At 49.3% G+C, this 14,648-nt stretch carries 11 protein-coding genes and 3 tRNA genes; 10 read left to right on the forward strand and 4 right to left on the reverse strand.

The genetic code is table 11. From position 1 onward, the window contains the following. Positions 1 to 414 precede the first annotated feature (414 nt). Together AC6I8V_RS07200 and AC6I8V_RS07205 are read left to right on the forward strand one after the other, a co-directional pair. A complete protein-coding gene (locus AC6I8V_RS07200; protein ID WP_497845200.1) occupies positions 415 to 1,137 on the forward strand; it encodes an autoinducer binding domain-containing protein in 723 nt (240 codons plus the stop codon). 122 nt (positions 1,138 to 1,259) lie between these two features. After that, positions 1,260 to 1,871 carry an autoinducer synthase gene (locus AC6I8V_RS07205; protein ID WP_497845783.1) on the forward strand — a complete coding sequence of 204 codons (612 nt, stop codon included), beginning with the start codon at positions 1,260 to 1,262 and terminating at the stop codon, positions 1,869 to 1,871. 31 nt (positions 1,872 to 1,902) lie between these two features. Here AC6I8V_RS07205 and AC6I8V_RS07210 read toward each other — a convergent pair whose 3' ends face one another. Beyond that, the gene (locus tag AC6I8V_RS07210) at positions 1,903 to 2,127 is read right to left on the reverse strand and encodes a DUF2594 family protein (RefSeq protein ID WP_497845201.1); all 225 of its coding nucleotides are present in this window, start codon (positions 2,125 to 2,127) and stop codon (positions 1,903 to 1,905) included. Between the two features lie 432 nt (positions 2,128 to 2,559). On the opposite strand from AC6I8V_RS07210, the gene uvrY reads away from it, so the two are divergent. The 8 genes from uvrY to AC6I8V_RS07250 all read left to right on the forward strand — a co-directional run bounded on the left by uvrY (position 2,560) and on the right by AC6I8V_RS07250 (position 8,940). Then, entirely contained in the window at positions 2,560 to 3,219 is a 660-nt protein-coding gene (gene uvrY / locus AC6I8V_RS07215) for a UvrY/SirA/GacA family response regulator transcription factor (protein WP_497845202.1), read from the forward strand. Further along, on the forward strand, positions 3,212 to 5,044 hold the full coding sequence (gene uvrC / locus AC6I8V_RS07220) for an excinuclease ABC subunit UvrC (protein ID WP_497845203.1): 1,833 nt from the start codon (positions 3,212 to 3,214) through the stop codon (positions 5,042 to 5,044). Before uvrY ends, uvrC begins: the two co-directional genes overlap by 8 nt. 68 nt (positions 5,045 to 5,112) lie before the next feature. Then, positions 5,113 to 5,661 (forward strand): CDP-diacylglycerol--glycerol-3-phosphate 3-phosphatidyltransferase, encoded by a 549-nt coding sequence (gene pgsA / locus AC6I8V_RS07225; protein ID WP_497845204.1) that lies wholly within the window; start codon positions 5,113 to 5,115, stop codon positions 5,659 to 5,661. A gap of 152 nt (positions 5,662 to 5,813) precedes the next feature. Further along, positions 5,814 to 5,889 (forward strand) — tRNA-Gly (locus AC6I8V_RS07230). A 43-nt stretch (positions 5,890 to 5,932) separates the two neighbouring features. Continuing rightward, positions 5,933 to 6,006 (forward strand) — tRNA-Cys (locus AC6I8V_RS07235). An 11-nt stretch (positions 6,007 to 6,017) separates the two neighbouring features. Further along, positions 6,018 to 6,104, forward strand: a tRNA-Leu gene (locus tag AC6I8V_RS07240). Between the two features lie 840 nt (positions 6,105 to 6,944). Continuing rightward, entirely contained in the window at positions 6,945 to 7,769 is an 825-nt protein-coding gene (locus tag AC6I8V_RS07245) for a hypothetical protein (protein WP_497845205.1), read from the forward strand. A 343-nt stretch (positions 7,770 to 8,112) separates the two neighbouring features. Further along, entirely contained in the window at positions 8,113 to 8,940 is an 828-nt protein-coding gene (locus AC6I8V_RS07250) for a hypothetical protein (protein WP_497845206.1), read from the forward strand. A gap of 462 nt (positions 8,941 to 9,402) precedes the next feature. On the opposite strand, the gene AC6I8V_RS07255 is transcribed toward AC6I8V_RS07250, so the two are convergent. Genes AC6I8V_RS07255 through AC6I8V_RS07265 form a run of 3 tightly spaced genes read right to left on the reverse strand, consistent with a single transcriptional unit; the run spans position 9,403 to position 14,150 of the window. After that, positions 9,403 to 10,701 (reverse strand): TolC family protein, encoded by a 1,299-nt coding sequence (locus tag AC6I8V_RS07255; RefSeq protein WP_497845207.1) that lies wholly within the window; start codon positions 10,699 to 10,701, stop codon positions 9,403 to 9,405. Between the two features lie 25 nt (positions 10,702 to 10,726). Then, positions 10,727 to 11,956, reverse strand: a complete 1,230-nt coding sequence (locus AC6I8V_RS07260) for a beta-barrel domain-containing protein (protein ID WP_497845208.1) — start codon at positions 11,954 to 11,956, stop codon at positions 10,727 to 10,729. Beyond that, a complete protein-coding gene (locus tag AC6I8V_RS07265) occupies positions 11,949 to 14,150 on the reverse strand; it encodes a type I secretion system permease/ATPase (protein WP_497845209.1) in 2,202 nt (733 codons plus the stop codon). The genes AC6I8V_RS07260 and AC6I8V_RS07265 overlap by 8 nt, the downstream gene beginning before the upstream one ends. Positions 14,151 to 14,648 lie beyond the last annotated feature (498 nt).

Here is a 14,648-nt window from a genome sequence, read left to right on the forward strand (position 1 = left end):
GAAAAAGCAACCTGATGGCAGAAATAATTGGGATTAAGAATAAGGTGAATCGGGAAAACTGCATAAATTAACCCAGCGAATAAAGTTAAAACACTGTAAAGAATCGATTTCGGTTAATGATGATGCTGAATACTCATCAATCTATTGAAAATTTTCGATGAATGGGGAGATTGAAACCGACTCGGAAAAATCCTATTCTAATCGGCAGTGACATTAAAAGTTGTGATGATGTTAACAAAGATGCAAAGCCCAAACCATTCCATTAAGGTAACGCATTGACAACCGGATGTTTATGATCGTTGCCAAACGGCTGGCTCTCTTTTCAATCAATATTTTTTCTCTAGCTAATTTATTTTTTGTGTTAACCGGACAGAATAACAAGGTGCACAAGCGTTGGACGGCGCTGAGGCAATAATGACAACCGATAATTATTTCGTCTGGCGAGGCGAGACTGAAATTCAATTTCAGGCAGTAACCGCAGTGATGCAATTGAAATCGTTGCTGCAAAAGCACATTGAAACCCTGGGTTTTGATCACTTTGCTTTTTTGATCCAGCATCCGGTACCTTTTACCCGGCCGCGGATCTTTTTGTTCAGCACTTATCCGGAAAACTGGGTAAAACATTACGAAAGTCAGAACTATTTTGCCGTTGATCCGGTGCTGTTACTTTGTCAGCGGCCAGGATACGGCGTGGAATGGACCCGTGATCTTTTTACCGGGGCGGGTAATTTATGGACAGAAGCTAATGCATTTGGCCTGATGAGTGGATTTTCCTGCTCGGCAATGGCGTCAAATCGTGCCATTGGTATATTATCTATTGCATCTAAGCAACATAGTAAGACCCAACACTTACGCGTTGAGCTGGAGGTAAAACTGCATCTCCTGGCGGAACTGAGCTTGCGTGTTCTGGAACGTCTCAATGACAGCTCAATGGTGGTTTTATCTAATGATTTTAGCCAGCGTGAGTTGGAAATTTTGAAATGGACAGCAGAAGGAAAAACCTCTGCGGAAATTTCGCTTATTTTAGCGATTTCTGAACATACGGTGAATTTTCACCAAAAGAATATGCAAAAGCGCTTTAATGTTTCCAATAAAACGCAGATTGCCTGTTATGCCGCAGCAATTGGCCTGATATAGCGAAAAGGCAACTACTAATTCTGGTAGTTCCATGCCAGGGACCAGTTGTCTACCCTGCGCCGGAACTTTGCCAGGCTGGCGCAAAGAAATCATTGCAAACATGGGGAAGTCAGGGGCGCATGATGAAAATAATTCAAACCCAGCTAAAGGATATGCCTTCCTCACTGCTGGCGGAATTGGGAACCTATCGCTACAGCGTATTCGCGCGTGGTGAAGGCTGGTCGATTCCACCAAGATTAAGCACCCCCGGTCAGGAGTATGATCGCTTTGATCGTTCGGATGTCACCTGGATGATTGCCTGGGAGCCACGGCAGGGCATTTGCGGTTGTGCCCGTCTGATGCCCTGGCAGCAGCCTGAGGTGCCTGAAGGCCTGGTATTGCCGTTCAGCCATGAAAAAGTATGGGAAATGTCGCGTTTCTCTGCCCGGCTGGAAGTGGATGCCGAATTGCCACTCAACATTCTCTGGCATTCCGTACAACTGGCGGAATTGAGTGGTATGGAGTTTCTTATCAGCTCTGCGACACCGATGCTGGAAAAGATGTTTGAACAACATCAGGTGGTGTATGAACCTTTGTCGCCGGGGTTGATTCAGTCGGAAGACAATCTGTTCGCGATTCAGATTCCGGTTCAGCAACCGGCGCTGGCAGAGAAGTACCGCGGTACGCGGCGCTTTAGCCCGGAAGAGGTGCTGCCGTCATTGGGTGTTTCTGTTAACTGGCAATCGCACAGCTAATTCCCCGCGCGCGCTGCGCGGGGCAGGCCGCTTACTGACGGTAAGCGGTTTTGATTTGACGAATGGTATTGCTGAATACCTCCGCCTGCGGTTTATCCCCCAGCGTCTTCACATAACGTTCCATGTTGATGATCACTTTCCCGGCGTCAGCCTGACCCATTCCTTTCAGAATCAGGGTTACCATCATTTTCAGACAGGCGACTTCATCCGCCAGCGCCTGAGTTTCCTGCGAAGTTACAAAGTCTTCATCACTCATAATTGACTCCCTGGTTGTGTTACACGGCCTTGGCACATTCTTCCAGTGCGCAAAAATCAGAGTATATCATACGGTTGTCAGAACAATTTATTAGTACTGAAATCAGGAATTCATGCTAAAGGTGAAATGATAAATTGCTGTATTTATCGTCAACAAAAAATGACGAAAGCAATTATTTGTTTTTCATGATACGGCGCTAAAGCGAAGCGCAGAATAAATTATAACATAATGATATTAGTCACAATTTTACTTTTTCATTCTCACATGTTATTGCATTCGGCTAAAAATTAGTGGCCCGTGACCTCTATTTGACTTGTGTCATTTGACCGGGGATTTATCTGCGTTCGACGATGTTCTTTCAGGGTAAAACCCGGTAAGATGATCCTCCTGAAAATATATTCCCCCCATCACTAACCTGCGGAGTACGTCCCGTTGATCAGCCTGCTTCTTGTTGATGACCATGAACTGGTACGCGCCGGTATTCGTCGCATACTGGAAGATATGAAGGGACTGGTAATTGCCGGGGAAGTGGCTTGTGGCGAGGACGCGGTGAAGTGGTGCCGCAGCAATCCGGTGGACGTGGTGCTGATGGACATGAATATGCCCGGCATTGGCGGCCTGGAAGCAACGCGCAAAATCGTCCGCTACAATCCCGATATCCGCATCATTATGCTCACCATCCACACGGAAAATCCGCTGCCTGCCAAAGTGATGCAGGCGGGCGCCGCGGGCTACCTGAGCAAAGGTGCTGCACCGCAGGAAGTGGTAAGCGCCATTCGCCAGGTCCATGCCGGGCAGCGCTACATTGCGTCGGATATCGCTCAGCAGATGGCGCTGAGCCAGATTGAGCCGCAGAAAGCCGAATCCCCCTTCAGCTGTTTGTCGGAAAGGGAATTGCAGATTATGCTGATGATTACCCGCGGGCAGAAAGTGACGGAAATTTCCGAACAACTGAGTCTTAGCCCGAAAACCGTTAACAGCTACCGTTATCGTATGTTCAGCAAGCTGAACATCAGTGGCGATGTGGAGTTAACGCATCTGGCCATTCGACATGGCCTGTTTAATGCGGAGCCGTTAATCAGTAGTGAGTGACGTTTTCAATTCCAAAGCCTTTCTCAGCACCGTGACCAGTCAGCCCGGCGTCTACCGTATGTATGACGCGACAGGCACGGTGATCTATGTTGGCAAAGCCAAAGACCTCAAAAAACGCCTTAGCAGCTATTTCCGCACTCAGGTTGGCAGTCGTAAGACCGAAGCGCTGGTCAGCAACATCCAGCAAATCGATGTCACCGTGACGCATACTGAAACGGAAGCGCTGCTGCTGGAGCATAATTACATCAAGCTGTATCAGCCGCGTTATAACGTGCTGCTGCGTGATGACAAATCATATCCTTATATCTTCCTCAGTGCCGACAGCCATCCGCGGCTGGCGATGCATCGCGGTGCGAAACATGCCAAAGGCGAATACTTTGGCCCGTTCCCGAACGGCTATGCGGTGCGCGAAACCCTGGCGCTGTTGCAGAAGGTATTTCCGATTCGCCAGTGTGAGAACAGCGTATATCGCAACCGCTCGCGCCCGTGTCTGCAATACCAGATTGGGCGCTGCCTCGGCCCCTGTGTGTCGGGTCTGGTGAGCGAGGAAGAGTACGCGCAGCAAACCGACTACGTACGGCTATTTCTGGCGGGTAAGGACGATCAGGTTCTGAATCAGCTGGTAAAAAGGATGGAAGCCGCCAGCCAGGCGTTGCGCTTTGAAGAAGCGGCGCGCTTGCGTGACCAGATTCTGGCCGTACGCCGCATCACAGAGAAGCAGTTCGTTTCGAATCAGGGTGATGACCTGGATGTGATGGGCGTGGCGTATGATGCCGGTATGGCCTGTCTGCACGTATTGTTTATCCGTCAGGGTAAAGTGCTGGGCAGCCGTAGCTACTTCCCGAAAGTCCCGGCCGATACCGAACTGGCGGAAGTGGTGCAGACGTTCCTCGGTCAGTTTTATTTGCAGGGCAGTGAGGCACGAACCTTACCCTCTGACATCCTGCTGGATTTCAGCCTGCCAGAACGTGAACTGCTGGCGGAATCGCTCAGCGAACTGGCCGGACGTAAGGTCAACATCCAAAGCAAGCCGCGCGGCGATCGCGCCCGTTATCTCAAGCTGGCGCGCACCAATGCTGCGACGGCGCTGACCACGCGTCTGTCGCAGCATTCGACCATTCAGCAACGGTTAGCCGCGCTGGCTTCCTTCCTTGAGCTGGATCAGATCACGCGTATGGAGTGCTTCGACATCAGCCATACCATGGGTGAGCAGACCATTGCCTCCTGCGTGGTGTTCGATGGCAATGGCCCATTACGCAGCGATTACCGGCGCTACAACATTGAAGGCATCACGCCGGGTGATGATTATGCGGCGATGAACCAGGTGCTGCGCCGCCGTTACGGTAAAGCGCTGGAAGAAGACAAGATCCCGGACGTGATCCTGATTGATGGTGGTAAAGGGCAGCTGGCACAAGCTAAACAGGTGTTTGCTGAACTTGATGTGCCCTGGGACAAAGATCGTCCGATTCTGCTCGGCGTAGCCAAGGGGAGCGATCGCAAAGCGGGTCTTGAAACTCTGTTTTTCGAAGCGGAAGGAGAGGGCACATCGTTGCCACCGGACTCCCCCGCGCTGCATGTCATCCAGCATATTCGTGACGACGCTCACAATCATGCGATTTCGGGTCATCGAAAAAAACGGGCCAAAGTGAAGAACACCAGTGCGCTGGAAAGCATCGAAGGGGTAGGGCCAAAACGCCGCCAGCAGCTGCTTAAGTACATGGGCGGCCTGCAACCGCTGATGAACGCCAGCGTCGACGAGATCGCAAAAGTGCCGGGCATTTCCTTTGCGCTGGCAGAAAAAATCTTCTACTCCCTGAAACACTAACATTGAAACAGGGGGGGCAATGTAGGAACATACGTTAAATTCTACCCATACCAGACAGTTACTGGCATATGCAATTTAACATTCCGACATGTCTTACCCTGTTTCGAGTCGTCCTGATTCCTTTCTTTGTGCTGGCGTTTTATCTGCCATTTCAATGGGCGCCTTTTGTAACGGCCTTCATTTTTGTGGTTGCCGCCGTGACAGACTGGTTTGATGGTTTTCTGGCACGCCGCTGGAAGCAAACTACGCGTTTTGGCGCGTTCCTCGACCCGGTGGCCGATAAAGTGATGGTGGCGATAGCGCTGGTGCTGGTGGCGGAATATTTCCACGCCTGGTGGATTACCTTGCCTGCGGCCACCATGATCGCCCGTGAAATCATTATCTCCGCGCTGCGTGAGTGGATGGCGGAAATTGGCAAGCGCAGCAGCGTGGCCGTCTCCTGGATTGGCAAAGTGAAAACCACGGCGCAGATGTTGTCGCTGGTGGCGCTACTGTGGCGTCCGGACGCGACTGTCATCGGTGTTGGTGTGGTTGCCTTGTACATCGCGGCGGTGCTGACTTTCTGGTCAATGTTCCAGTATCTCAACGCGGCACGCGGTGATTTGTTCGAACGGTGATCGATGCGACTTAAAAAGCAGCAAACGGACGCAGTGTGAGGATAATTTTATTGACTCATTGCGCCAGTTCAGTAGAATGCATCGCATCGAACGGCAGCGAGGCTGCTAAAAGCTAAATAAAATCAGCAAGTTCGGTAAATTTGTTGTGAAATGCGGGAATAGCTCAGTTGGTAGAGCACGACCTTGCCAAGGTCGGGGTCGCGAGTTCGAGTCTCGTTTCCCGCTCCAGATTCAGCACTCTGTTTGTAACGGAATGCACATCAGATTAAAAGGCGCGTTGGCAGAGTGGCCATGCAGCGGATTGCAAATCCGTCCACCTCGGTTCGACTCCGGGACGCGCCTCCACTTTACACCCTGCCCGGGTGGTGAAATCGGTAGACACAAGGGATTTAAAATCCCTCGGCTTTATGGCTGTGCGGGTTCAAGTCCCGCCCCGGGCACCATATTTACTACCGATTAAAACCGAATAAAATCAAAGCAATAAGCAGTGATGTCGTGACCGCCCAAGGGCGGTTTTTTTGTTTTCTCCCCGCGTTTACTGATACCCCTTCCTGATATCCGTAGTTCTATTTTTGACCACCGACGACAGGGACAACTGCAATCTTGCTATTGTAGCGAGCAGTTTGCTCAACATTGTTATGCCCGGACATTGCCCGCTTCACCTGAATATCGACACTCACATCAGAAACCCCCTTTTGCTTTTAAATCCTGATGAAACCCAGTTCCGGGAATTTCTCCTTCAGGTTTATTCGCTTCGACGCCGAGCCTGTCGCTGCGGCTGTTGGCTGTTTCGCTACCGGCATAACAAAGCAGGGCAATGCTGTCGCCAGCTGGACGCGAAGTTCTGTCAACAACTGTACGAGGCATCAGGGGAAACAGTGAAGAATGTAACCGCTGGCCCGGCCAGGCTTCTCACTGGAGGGTGATCCAGCGTGGCACGCCATTGGTTGTCATGCGACTCCTGTTGCATTGTTTGAGTTAAACGAGACGTTGTTTTTTGAACTGCAAAAAACGGGCAGCAGGGCAGAACCGTGCGATGATTCGTGGCGGACAAGTCCTTTTTTTTGGGGATGACTATGATTTCCCGAACGATGAAAAGGGACTTATTTAGAGTGATGCAGGTCTTTGCGACAATTAATAAAGCCATTTTTTCAGGCTTTAAACATGAAAATGCCATGATTTCATTTGATGAGCCAACTTCTTCAGGTGATCTGAGGTCCGAACTATTTTAATGTGGGTTAACTAAATGGCCTGAACGCGTTTCCTGTACAAGGAGTTTGTGTATGATTGAATCTACGATAATAAATAAACCCCTGCCAGAAAACGTTAATAGCGATGAAGAACAGAAAGCATTATCAGCATTAGGCGGCCAGATTCTTGGGGTGAACAATGCTCTTGCCTGTTCTCAGGTTGAAAGTAATTTTGCCATACAGGGCAGCGAAAAAAATAAAGTGCCGGCTGATGTCGTTGCGTCAATCGAAAAGTATACATCAATTTCCGAAAAGCAAGGTCATTCACTGTTTCCAGCGTTGCCTGGGACGTTTAGAGAGTTCCTGGATTGCGCTATCGCGCATAAACTTGCACCAGCAAGATACGATTATCTTATGGAGTTGTTTGCGGCAGTGCCTGAAGAATATAAATCGTATGCGGCTGATGCGATTTCTGTTCATGTAATTAATACTGTTAGATTTCCTGAGTTATTTAAACTGCTTTATGATGGCTTCTCAAATGATAGCAGGTTATCAAAAGATTTAATTGAACGGTATCAATGGCAAATGATAGGTGCCATAGGCAATTTATCGAAATCCCACAGGCATCAGATGTTGAGGCATATTGCCTCTTCGGCAACATGCACTCCATCAATTTTAAACCGGCTGGCTAAAACACTTGATGTCGATTGTTATGCTTTCCCCTATATATGTTTGAATATAGTGGCAGCTAAAATGGAAGCGTTCGCAAAAAAAGATTTAGATATCTCTGAGGTCCCTGTAAGTTTAAAAGAGTTCATTAACACCATTCCAGAAAACATGGAGTATGTATGTCGCCGGTTAGATATACTATCATCGTTCTGTCAGGGAATATTACTCGACATAAATAAAAGAAGTTGAGTTTTTAAAAAAGAACCCCGCATCGCAAGTGTGCGTCAATGGCCGATAGCCATTTTTTGTGAATTTGAGTTAAACACAACGACGACAGCGGTTGATAGTAACGTGATGTTATAATGGCCTGCTGTAGTTTTACTAAGACAAGGATGGCTTATGACTGTACTGAGTATAATTATCGGATTGCTGGTGGTTGCTGTCATCGCACTGGGATTCGAAGTCCGCTATATCAGACGGAAATTGAAGAAATACGATTTATATGATTATAACTAAACCCGCGCTGCGGGTTTTTTTACAGCACAAACCTGACAGACACCGTTAAAGCGCATTTGCAGGGAGGAATTAAACGATGTTAGACAGCATAGGATTGAAAATATCTTCGACACCGATAGCCGCATCTTCGGAATCTGAACGTTCTTCCGGCAATAGTAAAATAAAAATCCGTAAAGTAGAAAACAGCAAAGAATCCGAAGCGATAAGAAGTAATGCAGCGTCAGATCAGAGCAATATTCCACAACTCACTGATGATGTGTTTCCTTTAATCGCTAAAAATTTGCCATTTCCTGAGCAGCGCGATAATGCTTTGTTTCGTTATTTTCCTAAAACTTATAGGGTTTTTTGTAATAATGCCGCAACGATAAAAGAGAATCCTGAAAAGTTTCCTTATCTATTATGGATGTTGTCGAAATTATCAAAAGGTTATCAGAACAATGCTTTTGACGTGATGGAAAAATTTGTTATGAGAAATATTAAGGATGATAAAGAATTCATGGTTTTCTTTATGGCCATTTCAGATAAAAAAACAACAGCAGAGAAACTTATCGAAAAGTTACAATTGCAAATGATTAACTCGATAGAATACCTCCCGGCTTCCTGCCGCAATCGTGCCCTGAATGGGATGATTTCATCTGATGTATGCACTCCCGTTCTTTTGCAAGCGCTGGTCAACACACTGCATGAAAATATTTATCAAAGTCGATATGACCCTTTGTCTGCATTCGCCAGGAAAATTGAGAATTTTAAAGATGAAGGATTTGATGTTTCCAATATTGTCATAACATTTAAAAATTATATTGATACATTAAATCCTGAGGTTAAAGATAAACCATATCGGCCAGAGATGGTTTCTCCATTTTATCGTTTGGATCAGACGAGTGATTCCATTCCGATGCCTTGATGATTGCAACGTGGGAAAACTTGCCAGCAAAGGTGTGGGTATTTCTTATAATGACATATTTTAAAAATATTTATTGCAACTGTTGCTGATGATGTTCGCGGTATTTATCGCTACTAGGATGCTGTCAACCTTTGGTCAGGAAAAATTGTGGTGAGAACAGGCGTTGAAAAAGAAGTGTTCCAGGCCAGTTTTATCCCGGTCATGATATAAACTTATCCGCATACAGGTGATGGTTGTAAATTGACTGGGTAATCAGAAAGATTGCTAAAATAATTGAAAAAACTCTGCAAGGCATCACCTGCCAAAGAGGCGATAAGATTCATAGCATTATTGCTTTAAAAATATCTGAAAATTTTAACCCTCTGAATTTATAGTTGCTCCCATCTGAGGACAGTGTTTTATATGTCATAAAAAAGGGGTAAATAGCTGCTATTTACCCCTTTGCCTGCTCAGGTAGCAAAACTACACGCGTGGTTGCAGATCAAACCACTCAAAAATCATACTGGCCGTCGCCACCAGCTTAACGTTATCGCTATAAACGTCATGCCGGGCATTTACCACCGCGATTTCATTGTTATAACGATCGTTTTCCGCTGTCAGCACATCCAGCAGCGTTCGTTTCCCCAGGCGCAGCCACTGCTCGTAGTAAATTTTGCTCACCTGATCGGTCTCTCTACTGAGCTTCAGGTATTCGCGGCTTTGCTTCTCAGCGGAGTCCCGGCTCTGGGTCAGATTTTGCACCTGATACTCCATATCCATACGCGTCTGGGCATATTGAGACTTGCGTGCCGCAGCCCTGGCGCCGGATGCCTGTTCAGCGGCCTTTTGTGAGCCGCCGGTAAACGCATTCCACTGCACATTTAGCCCGGTGTACCACTGTCCAGGGTTGCCATAGCTGTCTTTGGCGGTGCTTTTGGAAACCACCCAGTTGAGCTGCGGCAGACTGCCTGCCTTGACCGCTGCCACCTCATGTTCAGCCGATTGCGCTTCAGCCTGGGCTTTCAGCAACGTCGGATGCTGATTCACCCGGCTCATCACCAGAGACGAGGAGATGGGTTTCATCGTCCAGTCGAGGTTTCTCGGCAGTTTGATCGTCTCACCCGTCAGGCGATACAGGGTGATTTCAGATTGCCGGTGCTGTTCGGTGATGCGTTGCAGCGTGGTTTCTGCCGCCAGAAGTTTCGCCCTTGCCTGAATCAGTTCGCTATATCTGCCTGAGTCGGTTTGGGTGATCTCCACCAGCATATTGACCAGTTCCCTCATGCGCTTTACATAAGCCTGCGTAATTTCCTGATTTTGCTGATAACGGCTCAAATCAATCAGCTGGCTCAGGGTGCTGTAGGCAATCTGTTGTTTTTGATTATCATATTGATAAGTCGCCGCATTTGCCTGCTGCGTCACGCTGGCAATCGCTTCACTATTTTTGCCCCAGTCGAACACGGTGGTGGTGACGTTCAGCGCGAGGCTACTGTCTTTCAGACGGTTGCTCTCCCGCTCGCTGCCTTTGCCGAACGACGCCATCGGGGCGGTTGAGCCGATCTGAACCTGAGGCCAGCGCTGACCTTTCACCTGATCGATATCGTATTGGGCGGCGCTTCTGTCGGAGCCAGCCGTTTTAATCTCCGGGCTGAAATTCAACGCCTGATGAACCGTCTGCGCCAGCCAGGTGCGGGTGGCGCTGCTCATTACTGTATCCTGGCTGCTGGCGTTACTGGCGCCAGGCGCGGCCATGGTATCGAGGCTGATGGCCAATATAGCCATCGTAAGAAGTGTTTTGCGCATACTATTATCTCTCTCTGAAGGCTTCGCGCGCTTTTAGAACTGGCTTGAGCAGGTAAGACAGGATGGTTTTTTCACCTGTTTTTATTTCTACGCTGGCCGTCATCCCTGGAATAATCGGGAAGCTTTTGTCTTTAACGTGTAACTCAGTGCCGTGGGTGCGGATGTAGACCCGGTAGTAGGTCGAATCCTCACGGCCTGAGCGTGCTTTGGTTTCATCAATAATGGTGTCGGGGCTGATGCTTTCGATAACGCCGTTGAGGCCGCCATAAATGCCGAAGTCATAGGCTGAAATCTTGACCGTTGCGGGCAGACCAGGGCGTAAAAAGGCCACTTCGGCAGGTTTGATCCGGGTTTCCAGCAGCAAATTATCTTCTGATGGAATAAGGGACATAATCTGTTCCCCGCGTGAGATCACCCCATCGATGGTGGTGATTTTGATGCTGTTGATGGTCCCTTTTACCGGAGCGTTAATCAGCGCATGTTTAATCACGTCCCTACGTCCCACCAGACGCGCCTCTACCTGGGCCAGCTCAGACTCCAGACGGGTCAACTCGCTGTTGGCCTCAGAGTGGTACTTGTTGGTGCGGTCGGCGATCTGCAAGCGAAGATCGTTAGCCTGACGTCGCAAATGCAGAATCTCCATATCCGAGATCAGCCCGCGCTTCGCCAGCGGTTCTGACAGATTCACCTCTTTTTCCGCCAGATGCAGGTTGTGAGACAGGGAGCTGATGCTCTCATCCAGCAATTTGCGTCGCGTCTCATAGGCTTTGGTTTCGTCCTGAACGATGCGATGAAAATCTTTGATGCCTTCCGGGAAATCCAGAGGTAAATCATAGGCTTCTGCACGGGCACGGGCGATAGCGCCCTTCAGACCGTAAGATTTCGACAACTCTTCCTGGTAGTTGGCTTCAGAACGGGTCGAGTCCAGTTTGAGCAGCGGTTGTCCTTTTTCCACCAGCTCGCCTTCTTTGACGAACAGCGCTTCCAGCGTGCCATCCTCAAAACTTTCGATGATCTGTTCATGACTGGCGGGGATCACCTTGGCTTCGCCTTTGGTGACCTCTTCGACCACGGCGAAATGCGCCCAGACCAGCGCCGTCACCACCACAATCAACAGCAGCCAGAGAACCAGCATACTTTTGGGTGTCTTCTGCAAAATAATCGCGCTTTGCAGATCGTCGAGGAAAGACATGTCCTCAGCCTTCAGATGAGTCTTGTGATTTTTATTACGCATGAGTTGTCTCCTCGCGTGGGGTGGTTACGGTGCGGGAGGACGCCTTGTGCGCTGCGGTGGCCATTTTCGCCATAATCTGTGCCTTTGGCCCATCCGCCAGAACCTTGCCGTCTTCCAGCACAATAATGCGGTCGACGAGGCTCAGTACCGGCGTACGGTGGGTGACGACCACCAGCGTTTTCCCTTCAGTCACCTTTTTCAGCTGCGCAATAAACTGGGCTTCTGAGCCGCTATCCATTGAGCTGGTCGGTTCGTCCATCAGCAATATGGAGGGATCAAGCAGTAAGCATCTGGCCAGCGAGACCTGCTGCCTTTGTCCGCCGGATAGCCCCTGGCCCATCTCGCCAATCGGCATGTCGTAACCGGCCGGATGACGGCGGGCGATGGCATCGATCCCGGTCAGTGCCGTCACCTGTAAAAAGTGTTCGGTGCTCACGGCGGGATTTCCCATCACGATGTTTTGCCGTAACGTTCCCTGGAATAAGCGGTTGTCCTGACAGACATAACCACAGGCGGAACGCCAGTCAGCGGGATCGATCTGGTTAACGTCGAGGCCGTCCATCGTCATCTGACCCTGGGTTGGCAGATAGAGACGGGCGAGCAGTTTCAACAGCGTCGATTTGCCGCTGCCAATGCTGCCCAGAATCGCCACGCGCTCACCCGGACGGATCTTGAGGTTTAACGGATGCAGAATAGTCTGTGGGTCCTGCATCCCGGTTTTGGGATAATGGAAGCCGACGTGGCGCAGTTTGATGTCGCCTTTAAGCGGTGGCGACGGTAAAAAATTCGCCTGTTTGTCGCGCTCGGTCGGCATCGCCATCAGCTGATTCAGTGACTTTAAGGCGGTTTTCGCCTGCTGGTAGCGAATCGCTAAGCCGACTACGGCTGCCAGCGGTGATAAAGAACGCCCGGAAAGGATCACCATCCCCACCAGCGAACCCATTGTCAGATCACCGGCATGAATCAGATACACGCCCCACAGCACGATCAGCACGGTGCAGATCTGCTGCACGTAGCTGACAAAATTGCTGGTCAGGGTGGAGAGGTAGCGGGTTTTCATCGAGGACGCCGCTGCCAGCGCGCTGTAGTCATTCCAGCGTTTTTGCATCACGCCTTCACCCTTCGCCGCCTTGAGGGTTTCAAGTCCGACGATGGTCTCGATAACCAGCCCCTGTTTTTGCGAAATCTCGCTGATGTTCTCTTTCATATAGCGCGACAACGGCCACTGAATGGCAATCCCGGCAATGATAATGACCGGAATCGCCAGCAGCGGAATCACCGCCAGCGGGCCGCCAATGGCGAACATAATGCTGAGAAACAGCGCACAGAAGGGCAGGTCGGAAAGAGTGGCCAGCGTGGCCGAGGAGAGAAAGTCCCTGACCGACTCAAACTCACGCAGCTGGTTAGCAAACGAACCCGCTGAGCGCGGTTTGCACTCCATGCGAATCGCCAGCGTTTTACGAAACAGCAGCGAACCGACCAGCAGATCGGCTTTTTTCCCGGCGGAGTCCACCAGCCAGGTGCGTATCTGCTTGGTAATGAATTCGAAGCTGATGGCGATAAGCACGCCGATTGCCAGCGACCAGAGCGTGGCATACGCACCCGTTGGCACCACCCGGTCATAGACGTTCATGGTAAAAAAGGTGGTCGATAAGGTCAGAATGTTGGCAAGCAGCGCGGCCAGAGCGGCACTGTAAAAGTACTGACGATAGCGCCAGAGATTGGAGAACAGCCAATGCCCCGAGCGTTCGGCATCCGGCAGGATATCCGTTTCACTGCGCGCGGCAGGCTGCACCTTCAGCTTTGACAGCAGCGCAAAGCCAGCCGACTCGGTTGCCAGGGCGTCAGCAGCGAGATGGCGCAGGGTGCCGTCAGCAGGGGCCAGCAGCGTATAGAGTCCGTCCTGCTTTTCCTGCAGGATCAGATACTCGCCGCTTTGGGTGGCAATAATGACCGGATACAGGTTTTCCGACAGCGTCAGGACATCGCGTTCCATCCAGCCAGCCTGAATCCCTGCCTGTTCCAGCATTCTCACCGCAATATCGGGCGTCAGACGCTCGCCGCGCGGCAGTCCCGCATAGAGGACGTCCTCACTGGCTGCTTTCCCATGGTAGTTAACCAGCCAGGTGACGCTATTAAGTAGGGTATCGGTCTCCGGGCGTTCAGCCGGAGGCGAGTTCGTGTTCTCTTTCATATAAATATTTTTCCAATCCTGGAGGGTTGAAGGTTTTCTGCCTTTATTTATTGGTTTATTTATCAGGTAATTTATCGGGCGGTTATTTTGGCGCGAATACGAAAAACAATATCATTGATGCATTTCTTAAATTACGCGAAACATCTTTTTACAATTAAGGAATTTCTCTATGTGTTCGTTTTTTTCTGATCTTTTATTTACGTCTTTTGCTTTCTGTTTTCTCGTTTTTTTGAAGGGTTAAAAAAGATGCGTAATAATAATAAGGAAAGGGTTTTGCTGCCTGTGATTAAGTTATGAGATCTGATAATGTGCAAATGTTTACAAATAAATTCCTTTAAAATCATATGATTGGATTGTATTTTCCAGTTAATTTATTCCTGATTTTCATTGTTTTACTCAGATCTATTTCATATATAAAGCTGGGCCTTAATATATCTTTCCCGTAACTCAGCATTTATCATTTGTCGTAAGTTGCTTCTTTATCAAGGCAACGCGAAA

This window comes from Pantoea sp. X-Soil-TKNS-1207 (genome assembly GCF_059730485.1).

Coding starts and splice junctions, on each gene's coding strand:
- pgsA (WP_497845204.1), top strand. CDS start 5,113: ATGCAATTTAACATTCCGACATGTCTTACCCTGTTTCGAGTCGTCCTG.
- AC6I8V_RS07245 (WP_497845205.1), top strand. CDS start 6,945: ATGATTGAATCTACGATAATAAATAAACCCCTGCCAGAAAACGTTAAT.
- AC6I8V_RS07255 (WP_497845207.1), bottom strand. CDS start 10,701: ATGGCTATATTGGCCATCAGCCTCGATACCATGGCCGCGCCTGGCGCC.
- AC6I8V_RS07200 (WP_497845200.1), top strand. CDS start 415: ATGACAACCGATAATTATTTCGTCTGGCGAGGCGAGACTGAAATTCAA.
- AC6I8V_RS07250 (WP_497845206.1), top strand. CDS start 8,113: ATGTTAGACAGCATAGGATTGAAAATATCTTCGACACCGATAGCCGCA.
- AC6I8V_RS07205 (WP_497845783.1), top strand. CDS start 1,260: ATGAAAATAATTCAAACCCAGCTAAAGGATATGCCTTCCTCACTGCTG.
- AC6I8V_RS07210 (WP_497845201.1), bottom strand. CDS start 2,127: ATGAGTGATGAAGACTTTGTAACTTCGCAGGAAACTCAGGCGCTGGCG.
- AC6I8V_RS07265 (WP_497845209.1), bottom strand. CDS start 14,150: ATGAAAGAGAACACGAACTCGCCTCCGGCTGAACGCCCGGAGACCGAT.
- AC6I8V_RS07260 (WP_497845208.1), bottom strand. CDS start 11,956: ATGCGTAATAAAAATCACAAGACTCATCTGAAGGCTGAGGACATGTCT.